The following is a 19,638-nucleotide window of genomic DNA, read 5'->3' as shown; positions in this document are numbered from 1 at the left end:
GGTCAGCTCGTCGGCTTCGTCAGGTCGCCCTCGACGACGTTGCTCCACGCGCCGTCCTTCTGCTCGACCTTGCGCAGGTAGTACGTCTGGTCGGGGCCCTGCTCGTCGGAGAAGGACCACGGCCCGCGCGGGCTGTCGATCTCGCCGGCGGCCTTCAGGCCCTCGACGATCTGGTCGCCCCCGGTGCCCTCCTCCAGCGCCTTGTCGAGGACGGCGCCGGCGTCGTAGGCCTGCACCGAGTAGACGGTCGGCTTGCCGTCGTTCTTCGCCGAGTAGTCCTTGACGAAGGCGGCGTTGGTCTCGTTGTCGAGCTCGGAGGAGTAGTGCAGGGAGGTGAAGATCCCGTCGGCGGACTTGCCCTGGGCCGTGAGGGCGCCGCCCTCGGTGAGGAACCCGGTGCCGTAGAAGGGGATGTCCTTGTGCAGGCCGAGCTGGTCGTACTGCTTGACGAAGGTGACGGCCTCGGACCCGGCGTAGAAGGCGAAGACCGCCTTGGGCTTGGCGTTGCGCACCTTCTGCAGGTAGGGCTGGAAGTTCGTCGTCTTGCCGAAGGGGGTCATCTGCGTCCCGGCGATCTTGCCGCCGGCCTTCTCGAAGGAGCTCTTGAACCCGGCGAGGAACTCCTTGCCGGCGGCGTAGTCGGGGCCGACGAGGTAGACCTTGCCGTCGCCGACCTCCTCGGCGACCTTCTCGCCGATGGCCGCGCCGACCTCGCCGTTGGCGAAGCTCGTGCGCCACACGTAGGGCGAGGACTCCTTGCCGGTGATGTCGTCGGCGCCGGCATTGCCGATGATGAGCGGCTTCTTGGCCTCGGCGAAGGTGTCGACCAGGCCGAGGGCGGTGGCCGAGTTGACGACGCCGACGACCGCGTCGACGGACTCGTCCTGGGCGAGCTTGGTGCCGGCCGGGACTCCGTCCTCGGGGCCGCCGCCCTCGTCGACGACGGTGAGCTCGACCTTCTTGCCGCCGAGCTGGTTGTCGTGCTGGTCGAGGTAGAGGCGGAACCCGGCCTCCATGTCCTTGCCGAGCGGGGCGTAGACGCCGGACTGGGGGACGAGCAGGGCGATCTTCACCGAGTCGTCGTCACCGCCGCCACCTCCCCCGTCGGAGAGTGCCGAGCCGCCGCAGGCGGTGAGGGCGAGGGTGAGAGTGAGGGCCAGGGGAAGGGAGCGGGTGGCGCGCATCGGGTCTCCAGGGGTGGTCTCGTCGTTGAGGTCACGACGGGATCGCTGGGCACCGACCCCGTCGTCGGTTACCTGAGGATGACGGTCAATCCTTCTACAGTCAATAGCCGTGTCGAAACTGATTCGTCGTATATTTGCCCCATGGCCACCGGGCCCCTCCACGGGTGCGTCACGGCACACGCGCGGCCCCGTCACCGCGTCCTTGCGCGACAGCCGCGCACATCGGTGCCACCCTGACGTGCAGACGACACATGAGGAGCAGAGCCAGCGATGACGACGAAGGCCGACACCCCCCGCGCGACACCGGCCGCCGCCGAGCGCCCCACCGCCGCGAGCGCACGGGCGCTGCTGCTCACCGTGCTCGGCGAGTTCGCCCACCCCCGCGACGGGTCGGCGTGGACCGGCACCCTCGTCTCCGCGCTCGGCGCCCTCGGGGTCGAGGAGAAGTCGGCGCGCCAGACGATCGCCCGCACCGCGAGCCAGGGCCTCATCGAGTCCGAGCGGCACGGCCGGCGGGTGCGGTGGCAGACGACCCCCGAGGGGCGCGCCCTCCTCGCCGAGGGCACCGAACGCATCTACTCCTTCCTGCGCAGCCCGCACACGTGGGACGGCGAGTGGCTCGTCGTCGCGGCGGCCGTCCCGGAGTCGCAGCGCGCCGTCCGGCACAAGCTGCGCACCCGCCTCACCTGGCTCGGCCTGGGCTGCCCGACCCCGGGCATGTGGATCATCCCGGACGCCCACAAGGAGGCCGAGGTGCAGGCGACCCTGGCCGACCTCGACCTCGCCGACCGCGCCTTCGCCTGGGTCGGCCGCCGCGCGGCCGGCACCGACCCAGCCTCGCTCATCGACGCCGCCTGGGACCTCGCCGACGTACGCGCGGGCTACCGGGACTTCACGACCGAGTTCGCGCAGCGCTCCGTGGACATTGACGCGCAGGCCTTCGTCGCCCAGGTCGAGCTCATCCAGGCCTGGCGGCGCTTCCCCTTCGTCGACCCCGACCTGCCCGCCGAGCTGCTGCCGCCGGACTGGCCCGGGCCGCAGGCGGCGACGCTCTTCCACACCCTCCGCGACCGCTGGCACCGCCGTGCGCAGCGCGAGTGGGAGCGCCTGGAGCAGGCGGCCGGCGAGCGCACCTGACCCGCCCCCCGGAGCGCACGACCCGGGCCACGACGAAGGGGGGTGACCCGGACCGCGGGCGGATTCATGGGGTGTTCGCAACACCGTGTGGATTTCGGCCTGGGTGGTTAGGCCTCCTGGAGTAGATCACGAAGACGCTCGGCTGGGGTTGCCCAGTCGAGCGTCTTTCGTGGTCTGGCGTTGAGTTCTTGGGCGACGTACTCCAGCTCTGCGTGGCCGTGGACGCTCAGGTCGGTGCCTTTGGGGAAGTACTGGCGCAGCAGCCCGTTGGTGTTCTCGTTCGAGCCGCGCTGCCAGGGCGATGCCGGGTCGCAGAAGTAGACCGGCATGTCGGTCGCGGTGGTGAACGAGGCGTGCGCGGCCATCTCGGATCCTTGGTCCCAGGTCAGCGACCCGCGCAGGTGCTGCGGCAGGCGATGCATCGCGGCGACGAGCCGGTCACGCACGGTGATCGCGTCGTGGGTATCGGGCAGGTGCAGCAGCATCACGTACCGGGTCGAGCGCTCCACGAGCGTCCCGATCGCTGAGCCGTTGTTCTTGCCGGTGATCAGATCGCCTTCCCAGTGGCCCGGGACGGCGCGGTCCTCGACCGCGGCGGGCCGGTCGCTGATCATGATCATCTCGTCGACGAACCGCGGCCGCCGCACCCCGTGGGCTTGGGGTTTGCGGCGGGTGCGGCCGGTGCGCAGAGCGGTCTGGACCTCGCGTTTGAGGCCGCCGCGGGCCTGGAAGTACAGGGCCTGGTAGATCGTTTCGTGGCTCACGCGCATGCTCTCGTCGTCGGGGTGGTCGACCTTGAGCCTGTTGCTGATCTGCTCCGGTGACAACTTCCGTGACAACCCGTCCACGACGTACTCGCGTAGCGCTCCCGGCCGCGCCAGCTTTGATGCCTTCGGCCGGGCCCGGGTATCCGCGGCGTCACGATGCGCCCGGTGGGGCGCGTACCGGCCCTGCTCATCGCGGTGGGCGGCGACCTCACGTGTGACCGTCGAGGTCGGCCGGCGAGCTTGTCAAGTTGTCTGTGTAAGTGACTGGGTCTCGGTGGGTTACAGGTAGGTGTTGATGCGGTCGGGATAGATCAGGGCGAGTTCGCCGAGGGCTGCTTTCCAGCCTTGGATGACGGAGCCTTCGACGAGCTTGCCGGGTGCCTTGCGGGGAGTGCCTCTGGGGGTGCCGGCTTCTTTGGCGCGCTCACGGGCTCGCTTGTCCTCGATGGTGCGGATGGCCAGCCACAGCAGCTTGATCGCGGCGGTGTCGCTGGGGAAGTGGCCGCGGTTCTTGATGATCTTGCGTAGCTGGTAGTTCAGCGACTCGATCGAGTTGGTCGTGTAGATGACCTTCCTCAAGGCGGGACCGAAGGCCAGGAATGGCGTGAACCGCTCCCACGCGTTCTCCCAGGAGGCCACGGCGGCGGGGTACTTCTTACCCAGGTTCGAGTCGGCGAACGTGGTCAGCGCCATCAACGCCGCGTCCTCGTTCGCGGCGGTATAGATCGGGCGCAGCATCGCCGCGACGGCCTTACGGTCGGTGTAGGACACGAACCGCATCGAGGCGCGGATCAGGTGGACCACGCACGTTTGGACCATCGCCTGGGTCCAGGTCGCCTCGATGGCCTCGGGGAAGCCGGTCAGCCCGTCGCAGCAGACGATCAGCACGTCCTTGACGCCGCGGTTGGCCAGTTCCGCGCACACCGACGCCCAGAACTTCGCGCCCTCGGCGGCTTGGACCCAGATGCCCAGGACGTGCTTGACGCCATCCATGTCCACGCCGACAGCGATGTGCGCGGCGCGGTTGCTCACGTGAGCGCCGTCGCGGATCTTCACCACCAGAGCGTCGAGGTAGATCACCGGGTAGAACGCCTCCAGCGGGCGGGTCTGCCAGGCGGTGACCTCCTCGGCGACGGCGTCGGTGACATTGCTGATCGTCTCGTGGGACAGCTCGGTGCCCAACGTCGCGGCCAGGTGGTGCTGGATGTCGCGGATCGTCATCCCGCCCGCGTACAGCGAGATGATCATGTCTTCCAGCCCACCCAAACGCCGAGCGCCCTTGGGCACCAACGCCGACGCGAACGTGGAGTTGCGATCCCGCGGCTGGTCCAGACCGATGTCACCGACCTCGGTGCCCAAATTCTTGGGGGTGCTGCCGTTGCGTGAGTTCCCCGAGCCGTGCCCTCCCGGGTCGCCCTTCTCGTAGCCCAGGTGGTCGGTCAGCTCAGCCTGCATCCCACGCTCGAGGACAGCCTTGATCATCTCGGGCAAGAAACCGCCCTCACCCGTCAGCGACAGGCCACGCTCATCCGTCGCGGCCATCAACTTGTCGAGCATCTCGTCATCGAACAGCTCACGACGCAACCGACGAGCCTCCGGCTCCTCACGCTGCGCGTCATCCTTCGGCTTGGTCATAGCCATAGTCAATCTCCTTCAGATAGGAGACCCCACTTACACAGACCATCTGACACGCCCCGGCCGGCCCAGCCGGGCAGCGATCGAACGCATCGACTCCCGGTTGATCAGCCCGTCGGCGATCACCAGACGATCCTGCAATGACAGCAACCTGCCCGTACCCACGACCTCGATCATGGGCCTGTTCCTAGCCGCTCGCTTGGCCGGCGGGCCCGTGACGCGCCCATCGGGATAGATCGTGCGGCCATGACTCTTACGCACGCCCCGCATCCAATACCGGCCCGTGTCGAGCGTGACCCCAACCCGACGAGCGGCCACGGCGTTGTGGACCCCGGAAGCGATCAGCTCGTCAAACTCGGCCCGCTGACGCGGCTTGCCCAACGGCATCGGCTCGGCCTGCACCAACCCCGCCCGAACCAGATGCCGACGAGCTGTGGAGTGAGCACATCCAGCCGCCCTGGCTGCGGCACCAATCGATCTTTCCCGTTCGAAGGCAGCCACCATCACAGCAACTACCTCCGCAGAGACCTCAACACGACGCCGCTTTTCGCTCGAAATGACCATGGTCCTCGCAACTCCTCAGATCGAGGTGTTGCGAGGACCATGTGAACCGAAGGCGGTCCGGGTCACCCCCCTTCGTCCTGCCGGGTGGCGGGTCAGGCCATGCCCTCCTCGCGCAGCCCCTCCTCGTAGAGGTGGACGTAGTCGTACTCGACGGGCTGGCCGTTGATGCCCGTCGGGGGCTCGGCGATCCAGCCGGCGAACTTGCCGTACTCGTACTCGGGGACCATGAGCTCGGCGACGCGGGCCCGGTCCTGCTCGCTCGGCAGCCACTCGTCCTTGCGGGCCTCCCACGTCGCGTCGTCGAGGACCTCGCCCTGGGGGCTCACGTGGTGCCCGGAGTAGACGCCGACCTGGCGGTGGAATCCCTCGTGCGGCAGGTAGAGACGCTCCTCCACGCCGGCGTCCTCGAGCGCCTGGTTCCACCGGTTGACGCCGTTGGCGCAGTCGGCGACGTACTCGTCGCGCAGGTCGAGGTTGAGCGCGGAGATCATCGGGACCTTCTTGGTCCGGATCTGCCCGTCCTCGACGTAGCTCATCTCGCGCTCGTCGTCGAGGAGCGTGTGGTCGTCCTTGCGCCGGGTCTCCTGCCAGCGGCCCTTGAGCCCGGAGGAGTAGTAGTTGCCGGCATTGGTCGACTGCTCCGAGCCGAAGAGGTCCATCGAGACGGAGAACTGGAAGTTCAGGTACTTCTGGATGACGTCGAGCGGGATGACGCCGTCCTCGAAGGTCGCGTCGGCCCCCTTCTCCTGCATGACCTGCGCGGTGCGCTCGACGGCGCGCTGCACGCCGGTCGTGCCGACGAACATGTGGTGCGCCTCCTCCTTGAGCATGAACTCGCAGGTGCGGGCCAGCGGGTCGAAGCCGCTCTCCTTGAGGGTGCCGAGCTGGTACTTGCCGTCGCGGTCGGTGAAGTACGTGAACATGAAGAACTGCAGCCAGTCGGTCGTCTCCTCGTTGAAGGCGCCGAGGATGCGGGGGTTGTCGTAGTCGCCGGAGTTGCGCTTGAGCAGCTGCTCGGCCTCCTCGCGCCCCTCACGACCGAAGTAGGCGTGGAGCAGGTAGACCATCGCCCAGAGGTGACGGCCCTCCTCGACGTTGACCTGGAAGAGGTTGCGCATGTCGTAGATCGACGGCGCCGTGTTGGCGAGGATCCGCTGCTGCTCGACCGAGGCCGGCTCGGTGTCGCCCTGGACGACGATGAGCCGCATGAGGTCGGCCCGGTACTCGCCGGGGACCTCCTGCCAGGCCGGCTCGCCCTGGTGCTTGCCGAAGTTGATCTTGCGGTCGGGGTCGCCCTCGGCGAGGAAGATGCCCCAGCGGTACTCCTCCATCGGCACGTGGTCGAAGTGCGCCCAGCCGTCGCGGCCCACGGCGACGGCCGTGCGGAGGTAGACGTCCTGGGTGGGCAGCTGCGGGCCGAGGTTCTTCCACCAGTCGAGGAACTTCGGCTGCCAGCCCTCGAGCGCGCGCTGCAGGCGGCGGTCGTCGCTGAGGTTGACGTTGTTGGGGATGCGCTGGCTGTAGTCGATCGGGCTCGTCGGGCCGTCGGGGTCCGGGGCGGAACCGATGCGGTCGTCGGTGGTCGTCATGGTTTCTCCTTGGGTCGCGTCCGTGCGAGGTCCTGTCATATGTTCTACACCCTGCACGGCGTCACGACAAGACTTTGTGGAATATAAGTCGGCGAGGGAGGCGAGTCGATCGAGGACTGCGGGACCGCCCTGCACCGCGGTGCGCTGCAGGTGGGCGTGGACGGCGCGCAGGCCGCCCTCCTCCTGGCCGCCACCGGCGCGGCCGGGACCGCCGTGGACGAGCTGCGGCATCGGCGTGCCGTGCCCGGTCGACTCGGGGGCGCTGTCGCGGTCGAGCACGAGCACCCGGCCGTGGAAGGGCGCCGCCCCGGCGACGACCCGGTCGACGAAGTCGCCGTCGGCCGAGACGACGGAGCCGGCGAGGCTCCCCTCACCCCGGGCGAGCAGCTCGACCGCGTGGTCGGGGTCGCGGTAGCCCATGAGCGCGCTCACCGGGCCGAAGGCCTCGACCTCGTGCGGCTCGGCGCGGTCGGCGTCGTCGACCCGCACGAGGAGCGGCGAGAGAAAGGCGCCGCGCTCGGCGTCGGCACCGACGACGTCGACGTGGTCGAGGTCGCCGTGGACGACCCGGCCCGCGGCGGCGATGCGTCGAGCGGCGTCGCGCACGTCGTCGCGCTGCTCGGTGCCGACGAGCGCGCCCATGCGCACCCCCTCGGCGCCGGGGGCGCCGATGGTCACGCCGGCGAGACGCTCGGAGACGGCCTCGGCCACCGCGTCGACACGGTCCGCGGGCACGAGGGCGCGGCGGATCGCCGTGCACTTCTGCCCCGCCTTGACGGTCATCTCTGTGACGAGCGCCCCCACGAAGAGGTCGAACTCCGGCTCCCCCGGCGCCGCGTCGGGCCCGAGGACGGAGGCGTTGAGGCTGTCGGCCTCGGCGTTGAAGTGCACCGAGCGGCGGGTGACCGCCGGGTCGCCGCGCAGCGCGGCGGCGGTGTCGGCCGACCCGGTGAAGCCGATGTGGTCCTGGCCGCCGAGCTCGTCGAGCAGCCCGGGGATCGAGCCGGCGACGACCTGGAGTGCGCCATCGGGCAGGGCCCCCGAGTCGATCATCATGCGCACCGCCTCGACGGCGATGTAGGCCGTCGGGGTCGCGGGCTTGACGATCGTCGGCAGGCCGGCGAGGAGCGCGGGCGCGAGCTTCTCGAGCATGCCCCAGACGGGGAAGTTGAAGGCGTTGATCTGCAGCGAGACGCCGTGCGGGCTGCTCAGCACGTGCCGCCCGCCGAAGACACCCTCCTTGCCGAGCTGGATGAACTCGTCCTCGACGACCACCCGGGCGTCGGGCAGGCCCTTGCGCCCGAGCGAGGCGTAGACGAAGGCGGTGCCGGTCCCGCCGTCGACGTCGACGGCTGCGTCACGAGCGGTGCACCCGGCCCGGGCGGACAGCTCGTAGAGCCGGTCCTTGCCCTCGTGGACGGCGGTCGCGGCGGCCTTGAGCGCGGCGGCCCGCTCGTGGAAGGTCATGGCGCGAAGGGCGGGACCTCCCTTCGTCCGGGCGTGCACCACGGCGGCGCCGAGGTCGAGACCGTCGCTCGACACCCGGGTCACGACCTCGCCGGTCACGGCGTCGCGGACCTCGCGGCCCTCCCCGGTGCCGGCGCTCCAGCGGCCGGCGACATAGCTCTGCAGGATCTCGCTCATGCGGCGCTCTCCTTGGTCCAGTCGTAGAAGCCGCGTCCGGTCTTGCGGCCGTGGTGGCCCTGCTCGACGAGGTCGACGAGCAGCTGTGGTGGGGCGAATCGGGGGCCGAGCTCGCGCTCGAGGTAGCGGGCGATACCCAGGCGCACGTCGAGCCCGACGAGGTCGGTGAGGCGAAGGGGGCCCATGGGGTGCCCAGGCGGATTCATGGGGTGTTCGCAACACCGTGTGGATTTCGGCCTGGGTGGTTAGGCCTCTTGGAGTAGATCACGAAGACGCTCGGCTGGGGTTGCCCAGTCGAGCGTCTTTCGTGGTCTGGCGTTGAGTTCTTGGGCGACGTACTCCAGCTCTTCGTGGCCGTGGACGCTCAGGTCGGTGCCTTTGGGGAAGTACTGGCGCAGCAGCCCGTTGGTGTTCTCGTTCGTGCCGCGCTGCCAGGGCGATGCCGGGTCGCAGAAGTAGACCGGCATGTCGGTCGCGGTGGTGAACGAGGCGTGGGCAGCCATCTCGGATCCTTGGTCCCAGGTCAGCGACCCGCGCAGGTGCTGCGGCAGGCGATGCATCGCGGCGACGAGCTGGTCACGCACGGTGATCGCGTCGTGGGTATCGGGCAGGTGCAGCAGCATCACGTACCGGGTCGAGCGTTCCACGAGCGTCCCGATCGCTGAGCCGTTGTTCTTGCCGGTGATCAGATCGCCTTCCCAGTGGCCCGGGACGGCGCGGTCCTCGACCGCGGCGGGCCGGTCGCTGATCATGATCATCTCGTCGACGAACCGCGGCCGCCGCACCCCGTGGGCTTGGGGTTTGCGGCGGGTGCGGCCGGTGCGCAGAGCGGTCTGGACCTCGCGTTTGAGGCCGCCGCGGGCCTGGAAGTACAGGGCCTGGTAGATCGTTTCGTGGCTCACGCGCATGCTCTCGTCGTCGGGGTGGTCGACCTTGAGCCTGTTGCTGATCTGCTCCGGTGACAACTTCCGTGACAACCCGTCCACGACGTACTCGCGTAGCGCTCCCGGCCGCGCCAGCTTTGATGCCTTCGGCCGGGCCCGGGTATCCGCGGCGTCACGATGCGCCCGGTGGGGCGCGTACCGGCCCTGCTCATCGCGGTGCGCGGCGACCTCACGTGTGACCGTCGAGGTCGGCCGGCCCAGCCGGGCAGCGATCGAACGCATCGACTCCCGGTTGATCAGCCCGTCGGCGATCACCAGACGATCCTGCAATGACAGCAACCTGCCCGTACCCACGACCTCGATCATGGGCCTGTTCCTAGCCGCTCGCTTGGCCGGCGGGCCCGTGACGCGCCCATCCGGGTAGATCGTGCGGCCATGACTCTTACGCACGCCCCGCATCCAATACCGGCCCGTGTCGAGCGTGACCCCAACCCGACGAGCGGCCACGGCGTTGTGGACCCCGGACGCGATCAGCTCGTCAAACTCGGCCCGCTGACGCGGCTTGCCCAACGGCATCGGCTCGGCCTGCACCAACCCCGCCCGAACCAGATGCCGACGAGCTGTGGAGTGAGCACATCCAGCCGCCCTGGCTGCGGCACCAATCGATCCTTCCCGTTCGAAGGCAGCCACCATCACAGCAACTACCTCCGCAGAGACCTCAACACGACGCCGCTTTTCGCTCGAAATGACCATGGTCCTCGCAACTCCTCAGATCGAGGTGTTGCGAGGACCATGTGAACCGAAGCCCATAGCCGAGCGACATCGCGGCGTCGATGTCCTCCGCCGACGCGACACCGGCCTCGAGCATCCGGATCGCCTCGAGGCCGAGCGCGACGCCGAGCCGGCTGCTCGCGAACCCCGGTGAGTCGGCGACGACGACCGGCGTCTTGCCCAGCCCGTCGCGCACCCAGGTGACGGCCCGCTCGCGCCACGCCTCGTCGGTGGCCGAGGCGATGACGATCTCGACGAGCTTGCTCGCCGGCACGGGGTTGAAGAAGTGCAGGCCGAGCAGCCGCTCCGGCCGGCGCAGCGAGGTGGCGAGCGCGTCGAGCGAGATGCTCGAGGTGTTGGTCGCCAGGGCGGCGTCGTCGCCGATGACCGCCTCGACCCGGGCGAGGGTGTCGCGCTTGAGCTGCTCGTCCTCTGGGACCGCCTCGACGGCGAGGCCGCAGCCGGCGAGGTCGGCGGCGTCGGTCGTCGTCGTGAGGCGTGCCATCGGCTCGGCGGCGTCGGCGACCTTGCCCCGCTCGACGCTCTTGTCGCACGAGCGGCGCACCCGCTCGGCCGCCGCCTGCGCGGCCGCGGTGTCCCGCTCGAGGAGGACGACCTCGCTGCCGGCGAGGAGCAGGGCGTGGACGATGCCCGCACCCATCTGCCCGCCGCCGACGACTCCGGTGCGGCCGGGGATCTGTCCGTCGGTCATGCCAGGCCTCCCGTGGCGTCGACGACGTCGCCGGTGACCCAGGCGGCGTCGGGTGAGACGAGCAGCGCGACGACGCCGGCGATGTCCTCGGGGGTGCCGAGGCGGCGCATCGCATTGCTCGCGGCCATCGCGTCGATGGCCTTGTCGCTCGTGATCGAGCGCATGTACTTCGTGTCGGTGGCGCCGGGGCGCACGACGTTGACCGTGACGCCGCGCCGGGCGACCTCCTTGGCCGCGACCCGGCTGGCCGCCTCGAGCCCGGCCTTGGCCGCGGCGTACGTGCTCTGCCGGGCCGGGGCGACGCGGGCGGCGGCGCTGGAGACCATGACGACGCGGCCGCCGTCGGCCACGCGCCTGGTCGCCTCGCGCAGGACGAGCAGCGCGGAGACGAGGTTGAGCGAGAGCGAGTCGTGGATCTGCTCGCTCGTCAGCTCGGTGATGCGGGGGTAGTCCCAGCCGCCGACGCAGTCGACGACCACGGCCAGCTCGCCGCGCTCCAGCGCCGCGTCGAAGGCCGCCACCACCCCCTCCTCGGTCGTCGCGTCGGCCGCGACGGCGCGCACCCGGTCACCGAGCTCGGCGACGAGCGCCTCGGCGCGATCGGGGTGTCCGTGGTGGGTGATCGTCACGTCGTGGTCGGCCGCGAGGCGGCGGGTCACGGCGGCGCCGATCCCTCCGGCGCCACCCAGCACCAGGGCAGTGGTCATCGTCGACTCCCTTCGTCGAGACCAACATGCCACAGTTCTGTGTCGTAACGCTAGTTCTTGTGTAGAACATGACGAAAGGGTGGCCTCCCTCTTCGTCGTCGGGAGGAGAAAGTTTCCGCCGGGCTGCCGATCCGGCCGGGCCACGATCGTCACCAGGGTGCAGCGTTCGACACGCGACCGCGTCGAAGGAGAGGATCGACCATGCGCTACACACTCGTTATCATCGCCCCCGAGCCCGCGTAAGGGCAGGTCTCCCAGGAGGCCATGGCCGAGATGCAGGGCCTCATGGGCGACTACGCCGCAGCGCTGCACTCGGCCGGCGTGCTCGTCGCCGCCGAGATGCTGCGTCCCGCCGACACGACCACGACGGTGACCCGGCGGCACGGCTCGGTCGAGATCCAGGACGGGCCCTTCGCCGACACCAAGGAGGCGCTCGCCGGCGTCGTCGTCCTCGACGTGCCCGACCTGGCCTGGGCGGAGCGCCACCCCGTTACCTCGTACGGCACGGTCGAGGTCCGGCCGAGCGCCGTCTCCTTCGTCGATGGCACCTGGGTCCCCGCGGGCTGACGTGGCGGAGCGGGCGGCCGAGGACGCCCTCGGCGACGCCCTGGAACACGCGCTGCGCCGCTGGCCGCAGGACGGCATCCCCGACCGGCAGGAGGCCTTGCTCCTCACGGTCGCCCGCAACCGGCAGCGGGACCGGTGGCGCTCCGCCTCCCACCGGACCTCCGTCGAGCTCGAGCCCGACCGCCACTCACCCGCCCTACTCGAGGACGTCGACCCCGACGCCCTGCCCGACCACCGTCTCGCCCTGATGGCCGCCTGCGCGCACCCCGCGATCGACCCGGGAGTGCGCACCCCGCTCATGCTCGGCGTCGTGGCCCTCTCCGCCTCGCGGCTGCCCGCCCGGGGAGGCCGGGACGGCTTCGTCCCTCCTCGCTGAGCAGGACCCCCGGCTGTGGGACCCGGACCTCATCGCGCGCGGCGAGGAGCACCTGCGGGCCGGTCACGCGCTCGGCGAGGTCGGCCGCTCCCAGGTCGAGGCCGCGATCCAGGCCGTGCTCTGCGCACGCCGGCGCACCGGCCGCGCGGACTGGTCCGCGCTGCGTCGGCTCCACGAGGTGCTCCTGGCCGTCGCGCCCACGCGAGGCGCACGGGTCTCGCACGCGGTCGTCACGGCCGAGGACGCGGGCCCGCAGGCCGGTCTCGACCTGCTCGACGCCCTCGAGCCGGTGCGGCCGGCCTTCCAGCCGGAGTGGGCCGCCCGAGGGCACCTCCTCGCGCTGCTGGGACGCGCGGACGAGGCGCGCACGGCGTGGCAGCGGGCGATCAGCCTCACGACGGCACCCGCCCAGCGCCGCCACCTCGAGGAGCAGGTGGCGGCGCTGGCTGACCCGTGCAGGTGAAGGGCCCTCCCTTCGCCCGCCTGAGACGCCGATCCACGAAATGAGACGATGGGCCGATGAGTGAGGAGCAGCAGCAGGCAGACAACCGCAAGCGACCGACGACCGACGAGTTCCGGGCCTTCGTCGCCGAGGACTGGGCCCCGCGGTCGGGCGAGCGCCCGACGCTCACTGAGGCGGCCGAGCGGGCCGCCGAGCGCCGCGCCGCTGTCTCCGCCGCCCACGAGGGCGAGCGCCTCGTCATCCCCGCCGGCGGGCTCAAGGTCCGCAGCAACGACTGCGACTACGTCTTCCGCCCGCACTCCGCCTTCGCCCACCTCACCGGTCTCGGCGCCGACCGCGAGCCCGACGCGGTCCTCGTCATGGAGCCCCTCGGCGGCCCCGACGAGCAGGCCGGCCACGAGGCGAGCCTCTACTTCCGCCCCCTCGCACCGCGCGACTCCGAGGAGTTCTTCGGCGACGCCCGATACGGCGAGTTCTGGGTCGGCGCCCGCCCGTCGATCGAGGACGTCGAGGCCGAGCTCGGCCTCACCGGGCGCCACGTCGACCAGCTCGAGGACGCCGTCGGCAAGGACGCCGGGCAGGTCACCGTCCGTCTGGTCCGTGACGCCGACCGCGACCTCACCGCGCGCCTCGACACCGTCCGCGCGCAGGCCGGCGCCGACGCCGAGTCGCTCGCCGAGACCGATGCCGCGCTCGCCCACGACCTGTCGTACCTGCGGATGGTCAAGGACGACTGGGAGCTCGACCAGATGCAGCAGGCCGTCGACGCGACACGCGTCGGATTCGAAGCCGTCATCCGCGAGCTGCCCGGCCTGCCAGAGCGGGGCCGCGGCGAGCGCTGGGTCGAGGGCACCTTCGGCCTGCACGCCCGCCACCAGGGCAATGGCGTCGGCTACGACTCGATCTGCGCCTCCGGCGACCACGCCAACACGCTGCATTGGATCAAGAACGACGGCGAGGTCAAGGACGGCGACCTCATCCTCCTCGACGCCGGGGTCGAGCTCGACTCGCTCTTCACCGCCGACATCACGCGCACGCTGCCGGTGAGCGGCACCTTCTCCCCCACCCAGCGCGAGGTCCACGAGGCCGTCGCTGCTGCCCAGGCCGCCGGCATCGCCGCGGTCAAGCCGGGCAACAAGTTCTCCGACGTCCACGCCGCCGCGATCCGCGTCGTCGCCGAGCACCTGCACGCGTGGGGCCTGCTGCCCGAGGGCGTCTCGGTCGAGGACACCCTCGACACCGAGCACGGCCAGTACCACCGCCGCTGGATGGTGCACGGCACGAGCCACCACCTCGGCATCGACGTGCACGACTGCGCCCTCGCCACCCGCGAGGAGTACATGGACGCCGAGCTGCAGCCGGGCATGGTCCTCACCGTCGAGCCGGGCATCTACTTCAAGGCCGACGACCTCAAGGTGCCCGAGCGATTCCGCGGCATCGGCGTGCGCCTCGAGGACGACGTCGTCGTCACCGAGGACGGCTGCCGCAACCTCTCCGGCGACTGGCCGCACACCGCCGACGAGGTCGAGGCCTGGATCGCCGACGTCCAGGGGCGCTGACCTCCCTTCGTCTCCCACGCGGGCGGTGGCCGAGAAGTCCTGAGATGGCCGGGAAACCCGGAGTTGACCGAGCAATTGCGCGGCCAGGTCCGGCGATCTCGGCCAGTCGCGCGCTTCCCGGCCAGGTGGCCGGGTGTGGCCGGGTCAACAGCCGGACGGCCTGACCACCACGGGGGCGAAGGGGGAAGATGGCCGCGTCCCCCTTCGCCCACCGAAAGGCACGTGCGCATGTCGACCAAGACGGTCCCCGGCAACTACTTCGAGGACTTCGCGATCGGGCAGGAGATCCGGCACGCGACGCCGCGCACGGTGACCGAGGGCGACATCGCGCTCTACACCGGGCTCTACGGCTCGCGCTTCGCGGCGACGAGCGCGGCGACCTTCGCCGAGTCGATGGGCTTCGAGCGGATGCCGGTCGACTCCCTGCTCGCCTTCCACCTCGTCTTCGGCAAGTCGGTGCCCGACATCAGCCTCAACGCCGTGGCCAACCTCGGCTACGCGGGCGGTCGCTTCGGTGCGCCGCTGCACGTCGGTGACACGGTGACGACGACCTCGACGGTCATCGGGCTGAAGGAGAACTCCAACGGCCGCACCGGCGTCGTCTACGTCAACTCGGTCGGCGTCAACCAGCGCGGCGAGATGGTCGTCGACTACGTCCGCTGGGTCATGGTCAACAAGCAGGACGCCTCCTCCCCCGCCCCCGAGACGGTCATCCCCGACCTGCCGGGCGCCGTTGCGGCAGAGGACCTCCTGGTCCCCTTCGTCCTCACCGGTCGCGACTACGACGTCGAGCTCGCGGGCTCGCCCTTCCTCTGGGGTGACTACGAGGTCGGCGAGCGCATCGACCACGTCGACGGCATGACGATCGAGGAGTCGGACCACATGCTGGCCACGCGCCTCTACCAGAACACCGCGAAGGTCCACTTCAACCAGCACGCCCAGTCGCAGGCCAAGATCGGGCGCCGGCTCATCTACGGCGGCCACATCATCAGCCTCGCGCGCGCCCTGTCCTTCAACGGCCTGGCCAATGGCCAGCTCATCGCGGCGATCAACGCCGGCGCGCACGCCAACCCGACCTTCGCCGGCGACACGATCTACGCCTGGTCGGAGGTCCTCGAGCGCATCGAGCTTCCCGGCCGCACCGACGTCGGCGCGCTGCGTCTGCGCACGGTCGCGACCAAGGACACCCCGTGCGCCGACTTCCCCTACAAGGGCGAGGACGGCAAGTACCTGCCCGAGGTCGTCCTCGACCTCGACTACACGGTGCTCATCCCCCGCTGACGGGCAGCGTCCGTCATGGCCGGGGGGCAGCAGGGAAAGGGCACGGCACCGGGTCGCGCCGGGCGGCTGGGCCCGTGGCTGGTCGCCGCGGTGGCGGGCGCTCTCTACGCGGTGTTCTCCTGCCTGCGGCACGAGCGCTACCTCAGCGGCATGGACCTGGCGATCTTCGGCCAGGTGGCCCGCCGGGTCGCCTCCGGTGAGGCCCCCTACAGCGAGATGAAGGGGGCCGACTACCTCATCTTCGGCGACCACCTCCACCCCGTGGTCCTCCTGCTCGGGGTCCCGTGGAGGTTGTGGGGCGACCCGCGCTCGCTGCTCGTCGCCCAGGCCGTGTGCGTGGCGATCGCCGTGGCGATCATGGGGCGGCTGGCCGTGGAGAGACTCGGCACGCGACTGGGTCTGCTGCTCACCGTCCTGCTCGCCCTGTCGGTCGGGGTCCAGGCGGCTGTCGTCTTCGACGTGCACGAGGTAGCCCTCGGCGCACCCCTCGTGGCCCTCGCCGGAGCCGACTTCGTGCGTCGCCGGTGGAACCGCACGGCCGTCTGGGTCGCGCTCTTCCCGCTGGTCAAGGAGGACATGGCCGTCCTCGTGCTCGGCTTCGCCCTCGCCCTGCTCGTCGCCGGCCGGCGTCGGCTGGCGGCCGCCCTCGCGGTGTGGGCAGGAGTCGCGCTCGTCCTCGCCCTGCGCGTCACCATCCCGGCCCTCAACCCCCGCGGGATCTACCCCTACTCGGGCACGACGAGCGTTGCGCCGCAGCACGTCTGGGACAGCCTCGTCGCCGACGGGCGAGGCAGCGTCACGGTTCTCGTCCTCGTCGCGAGCGCCGGGCTGCTCTCCCTTCGCTCCCCGCTCGTGCTCGCCGCGGCGGCACCCCTGGGGCTGCGCATGGCCTCGTCCAACGACTCCTACTGGGGGCTGGACTACCACTACTCGCTGCTGCCGGCCGTGGTCCTCGCCTGTGCGGCCGTCGACGGGCTCGCCCGGACCCGGTCACAGGCCCTCCTCCGGGCCACCGTGGGGGTGTCCGTCGCCGTCGCGGCGTGGGCGGTGTGGACCGGCCCGCTCGTCGACGAGGTCGAGCGACAGCTCACCCCGTGCGCCCGCTGCGCCGACGCGCGCGCGGCGCTCGACCAGGTCCCCGTCGGTGCCGAGGTCGCCGCCGACGACCACCTCGCGCCGCACCTCGTCGCCGACCGGACCGCCCTGCACGTGCACCCCAACTACACCGACGAGGAGACCCGTCGCCCGGAGTGGATGCTGCTCGACCGGCGCACCGACACCGGGCGCAATGCCCACGGCCGCGCCTGGTCCGAGGAGCTCGTCGAGCACTCGATCGAGGAGGACGGCTACCGATTGGTCTGGGAACGTCGGGGCTATGTCGTTCTGCGGCGCTGATGTCCTCGAGCACGTGCGAGACCATCGACCGGACGACCACCCGCGTGCGAGACCGCCCGCACGCCATCACGACGGAGGCACGATGCGGACCGACCACGAGACCCTCTCCCTGAGCATCACCCACGGGATCCTCCTCGTCACGCTCGATCGGCCGGAGGCGATGAACTCCTTCACGGTGACGATGGCCGACGAGCTCGAGGCGACCTTCCGCGAGGTCAACGACGACGACGAGGTCCGTGCGGTCGTCGTCACCGGCGCAGGACGCGCCTTCTGCGCCGGCATGGACCTCACCGCCCAGGGCAATGTCTTCGGCCTCGACGAGGGCCTCACGCCGGCCCTGGCCGACATGGAGGATCTCGACGACCCGGGTCTGGCCCGGGTGCGGGACACCGGCGGTCGGGTCGCGCTGGCGATCCACGCCTGCCGCAAGCCGGTCATCGCCGCGATCAACGGCGCCGCCGTCGGCATCGGCGCGACGATGACCCTGCCGATGGACGCTCGCCTCGTGTCGACGAAGGGGAGGATCGGCTTCGTCTTCGGCCGCATTGGCATCACGCCCGAGGCGACCTCGTCGTGGTTCCTGCCCCGCATCGTCGGCATGCCCGATGCCCTCGACCTCGTCTACTCGGCCGACATCATCGACGCCGAGCGGGCCCTCGAGGTCGGCCTGGTCCGCTCGGTCCACGAGCCCGACGAGCTGCTCGAGGCGGCCTTCGTCCTCGCCGACCGGTGGACCAGGGACCGCTCGCCCGTCGCCACGGCCCTCACGCGTCAGCTGATGTACCGCAATGCCAGCCTCGACCACCCCGTCGACGCCCACCGGGTCGACTCGCTCGCGATCTTCTACGCGAGCATCGGCGACGGCAAGGAGGGCGTGGCGGCCTTCCTCGACAAGCGCACCCCGGTCTACTCCGGCAAGGCCTCGCAGATGCCGCCCTTCTACGCCGCGTGGTAGTCCGGCGGACCTGTCGCCGTCAGGGGGTCACGCCCGCCCAGCGGCCGCTGCGCCAGGTCTCGAGCAGGTCGTTGCCGACGGGTGCGAAGTCCTCGAAACCGTTGGTGGTCCTGCCCCCCGTGTAGGCACACGTCGGGTCCGCGTCGGCCCGGACCAGATGGACCGCGTCGTTGGGCATCGCCAGCACGAGGACGAAGGGGGTCGGCTCCGGCACGATCATGCAGCGGGTCGCCTGGTCGGGGCGTGGCTCGAGCGCGCAGGTCGTCGACGAGGGCAGCCCGGTCCGACGACGAGGTCAGCTGACGATCCCCGTCCCACGTGAAGCCTCGGCCGTGCGCGCGGTAGCGGCACAGCAGCACCTGCCCGGGTGTGGTCGTCGAGACCACGTGGCCCCGTGACGCCGACGTCCGGTCCGCGCGTGGCAGCCCGACGGCGAGCATCGTCGTCGGGCACCGCGCACCCATCCCGATCGTGCCCGGCGACGACGAGTCCGGGACGAGGACGGTCCGCCCGCGCTCCCGTCCGTGGACGACGGAGTGGACGGCGAACCGGGTCCGGGGTCATCGCCGCCGCACCCGCTCATGCTCAGGGCCAGCGCGACACAGCCGACGACGACGGCCGGGTGCTTGGCCATGAGGCTCGGACGCAGCGAAGGGGGCGCTGGTTCCCCTACCGCTCGAAGACCTCGAGCAGCAGCGCATGCTCGATCGCGGGGTCGTCGACGCCCTGCTCGCCCACCCGCTCGGCGCCACTGCCGAGGATGCCGCCGAGCAGCTGCGCGGGCTTCGGGAAATCCTCGGGCAACGCGGCGTTGTAGAGGCGGTGCTCCTCGAGAGACTCGATCGCGTCGTCGAGGTGGCCGGTGACGTCGACGAAGTGCGTGGGCCGCTGACTGCCGCCGACCGCGAGCAGCTTGACGTGCCAGGGCTCGAGGCCGTCGTCGACGAGCTCGGGGAAGATCCACCGGTTGCCGGCGTCGGCGCAGGCGTCGACGGTCGCGAGGCCCACGGCCCGGTGGTCGGCCTGGTTGAGGATGCCGCCCGGGAAGGTCACGTCGAAGGTCGTGCCGATGACGAGGTCAGGGCGAGCCCGCCGGATCGCCGCGGCGATGTCACGCCGCAGGGGCAGCCCGTACTCGATGGTCCCGTCGGAGTGGTCGCCGAACTCGACCTCCTCGACACCGACGACCGCAGCACTCGCGCGCTCCTCGTCGGCGCGGGCGGGCGCGGCGTCGACCGGGTCCATCGTGTCGATGCCCGCCTCACCACGGGTCAGCAGGAAGTAGCGCACGCGCTTGCCCGCAGCGGTCCACTTGGCGATGGCGGCGGAGGTGCCGTACTCGATGTCGTCGGGGTGGGCGACGACGCACAGCACGGAGTCGAAGGTGGTCTCGTCGAGGGCGGCCAGAGCGGGCTCGGTACTCACACCGACGACGCTAGCCCCGCCCC

The 19,638-nt window shown here is 70.8% G+C and carries 17 protein-coding genes and 2 pseudogenes; 8 read left to right on the top strand and 11 right to left on the bottom strand.

Annotation, left to right across the window (positions count from 1 at the left end):
* Positions 1-2 precede the first annotated feature (2 nt).
* On the bottom strand, positions 3-1,184 hold the full coding sequence (locus tag NYE39_RS14715) for an ABC transporter substrate-binding protein (protein ID WP_341013104.1): 1,182 nt from the start codon (positions 1,182-1,184) through the stop codon (positions 3-5).
* A gap of 270 nt (positions 1,185-1,454) precedes the next feature.
* On the opposite strand from NYE39_RS14715, the gene NYE39_RS14710 reads away from it, so the two are divergent.
* Complete coding sequence (locus tag NYE39_RS14710; RefSeq protein WP_341013103.1) at positions 1,455-2,321, top strand: PaaX family transcriptional regulator; 867 nt, start codon at positions 1,455-1,457, stop codon at positions 2,319-2,321.
* 107 nt (positions 2,322-2,428) lie between these two features.
* On the opposite strand, the pseudogene NYE39_RS14705 reads toward NYE39_RS14710, so the two are convergent.
* From NYE39_RS14705 to NYE39_RS14670, 8 genes and pseudogenes are all read right to left on the bottom strand, one after another.
* Positions 2,429-3,322 (bottom strand): annotated as a pseudogene (locus NYE39_RS14705) (IS30 family transposase); the annotation flags it as partial.
* Between the two features lie 45 nt (positions 3,323-3,367).
* Positions 3,368-4,723 carry an IS256 family transposase gene (locus tag NYE39_RS14700; protein WP_445667061.1) on the bottom strand — a complete coding sequence of 452 codons (1,356 nt, stop codon included), beginning with the start codon at positions 4,721-4,723 and terminating at the stop codon, positions 3,368-3,370.
* 36 nt (positions 4,724-4,759) lie between these two features.
* Complete coding sequence (locus NYE39_RS14695) at positions 4,760-4,900, bottom strand: helix-turn-helix domain-containing protein (protein WP_341013102.1); 141 nt, start codon at positions 4,898-4,900, stop codon at positions 4,760-4,762.
* A 479-nt stretch (positions 4,901-5,379) separates the two neighbouring features.
* The gene (gene boxB, locus NYE39_RS14690; RefSeq protein ID WP_341013101.1) at positions 5,380-8,520 is read right to left on the bottom strand and encodes a benzoyl-CoA 2,3-epoxidase subunit BoxB; all 3,141 of its coding nucleotides are present in this window, start codon (positions 8,518-8,520) and stop codon (positions 5,380-5,382) included.
* A pseudogene (locus tag NYE39_RS14685) lies at positions 8,517-8,711 on the bottom strand (3-hydroxyacyl-CoA dehydrogenase family protein); the annotation flags it as partial. The gene boxB and the pseudogene NYE39_RS14685, both read right to left, overlap by 4 nt.
* A gap of 54 nt (positions 8,712-8,765) precedes the next feature.
* The gene (locus NYE39_RS14680) at positions 8,766-9,863 is read right to left on the bottom strand and encodes an IS30 family transposase (protein ID WP_445667088.1); all 1,098 of its coding nucleotides are present in this window, start codon (positions 9,861-9,863) and stop codon (positions 8,766-8,768) included.
* Positions 9,864-10,122: 259 nt separating this feature from the next.
* The gene (locus tag NYE39_RS14675; RefSeq protein WP_341013100.1) at positions 10,123-10,887 is read right to left on the bottom strand and encodes a 3-hydroxyacyl-CoA dehydrogenase family protein; all 765 of its coding nucleotides are present in this window, start codon (positions 10,885-10,887) and stop codon (positions 10,123-10,125) included.
* Positions 10,884-11,594, bottom strand: a complete 711-nt coding sequence (locus tag NYE39_RS14670) for an SDR family NAD(P)-dependent oxidoreductase (RefSeq protein ID WP_341013099.1) — start codon at positions 11,592-11,594, stop codon at positions 10,884-10,886. Before NYE39_RS14670 ends, NYE39_RS14675 begins: the two co-directional genes overlap by 4 nt.
* A 264-nt stretch (positions 11,595-11,858) precedes the next feature.
* Here NYE39_RS14670 and NYE39_RS14665 point away from each other — a divergent pair, with 264 nt between their 5' ends.
* From NYE39_RS14665 to NYE39_RS14635, 7 genes are all read left to right on the top strand, one after another.
* The gene (locus tag NYE39_RS14665) at positions 11,859-12,161 is read left to right on the top strand and encodes a YciI family protein (protein WP_341013098.1); all 303 of its coding nucleotides are present in this window, start codon (positions 11,859-11,861) and stop codon (positions 12,159-12,161) included.
* Complete coding sequence (locus NYE39_RS14660; protein ID WP_341013097.1) at positions 12,136-12,537, top strand: hypothetical protein; 402 nt, start codon at positions 12,136-12,138, stop codon at positions 12,535-12,537. The genes NYE39_RS14665 and NYE39_RS14660 overlap by 26 nt, the downstream gene beginning before the upstream one ends.
* A 115-nt stretch (positions 12,538-12,652) precedes the next feature.
* Complete coding sequence (locus NYE39_RS14655) at positions 12,653-13,000, top strand: hypothetical protein (RefSeq protein WP_341013096.1); 348 nt, start codon at positions 12,653-12,655, stop codon at positions 12,998-13,000.
* Positions 13,001-13,056: 56 nt separating this feature from the next.
* On the top strand, positions 13,057-14,559 hold the full coding sequence (locus NYE39_RS14650) for an aminopeptidase P family protein (protein ID WP_341013095.1): 1,503 nt from the start codon (positions 13,057-13,059) through the stop codon (positions 14,557-14,559).
* A 228-nt stretch (positions 14,560-14,787) separates the two neighbouring features.
* The gene (locus NYE39_RS14645; protein ID WP_341013094.1) at positions 14,788-15,840 is read left to right on the top strand and encodes a MaoC family dehydratase; all 1,053 of its coding nucleotides are present in this window, start codon (positions 14,788-14,790) and stop codon (positions 15,838-15,840) included.
* A gap of 15 nt (positions 15,841-15,855) precedes the next feature.
* A complete protein-coding gene (locus NYE39_RS14640; protein ID WP_341013093.1) occupies positions 15,856-17,235 on the top strand; it encodes a DUF2079 domain-containing protein in 1,380 nt (459 codons plus the stop codon).
* Between the two features lie 82 nt (positions 17,236-17,317).
* The gene (locus tag NYE39_RS14635) at positions 17,318-18,190 is read left to right on the top strand and encodes a crotonase/enoyl-CoA hydratase family protein (RefSeq protein ID WP_341013092.1); all 873 of its coding nucleotides are present in this window, start codon (positions 17,318-17,320) and stop codon (positions 18,188-18,190) included.
* Between the two features lie 19 nt (positions 18,191-18,209).
* On the opposite strand, the gene NYE39_RS14630 is transcribed toward NYE39_RS14635, so the two are convergent.
* Both NYE39_RS14630 and NYE39_RS14625 read right to left on the bottom strand, forming a co-directional pair.
* Complete coding sequence (locus tag NYE39_RS14630) at positions 18,210-18,410, bottom strand: hypothetical protein (RefSeq protein ID WP_341013091.1); 201 nt, start codon at positions 18,408-18,410, stop codon at positions 18,210-18,212.
* Between the two features lie 449 nt (positions 18,411-18,859).
* On the bottom strand, positions 18,860-19,615 hold the full coding sequence (locus tag NYE39_RS14625; protein WP_341013089.1) for a PIG-L deacetylase family protein: 756 nt from the start codon (positions 19,613-19,615) through the stop codon (positions 18,860-18,862).
* Between the last annotated feature and the right edge of the window lie 23 nt (positions 19,616-19,638).

Origin of the sequence: Janibacter sp. FSL W8-0316, assembly GCF_038004165.1 — a bacterium.
GTDB classification, from domain to species: Bacteria; Actinomycetota; Actinomycetes; order Actinomycetales; family Dermatophilaceae; genus Janibacter; species Janibacter indicus.
Note: the sequence above shows the minus strand (reverse complement) of the source record. Positions and strands in the feature narration are given on the sequence as shown.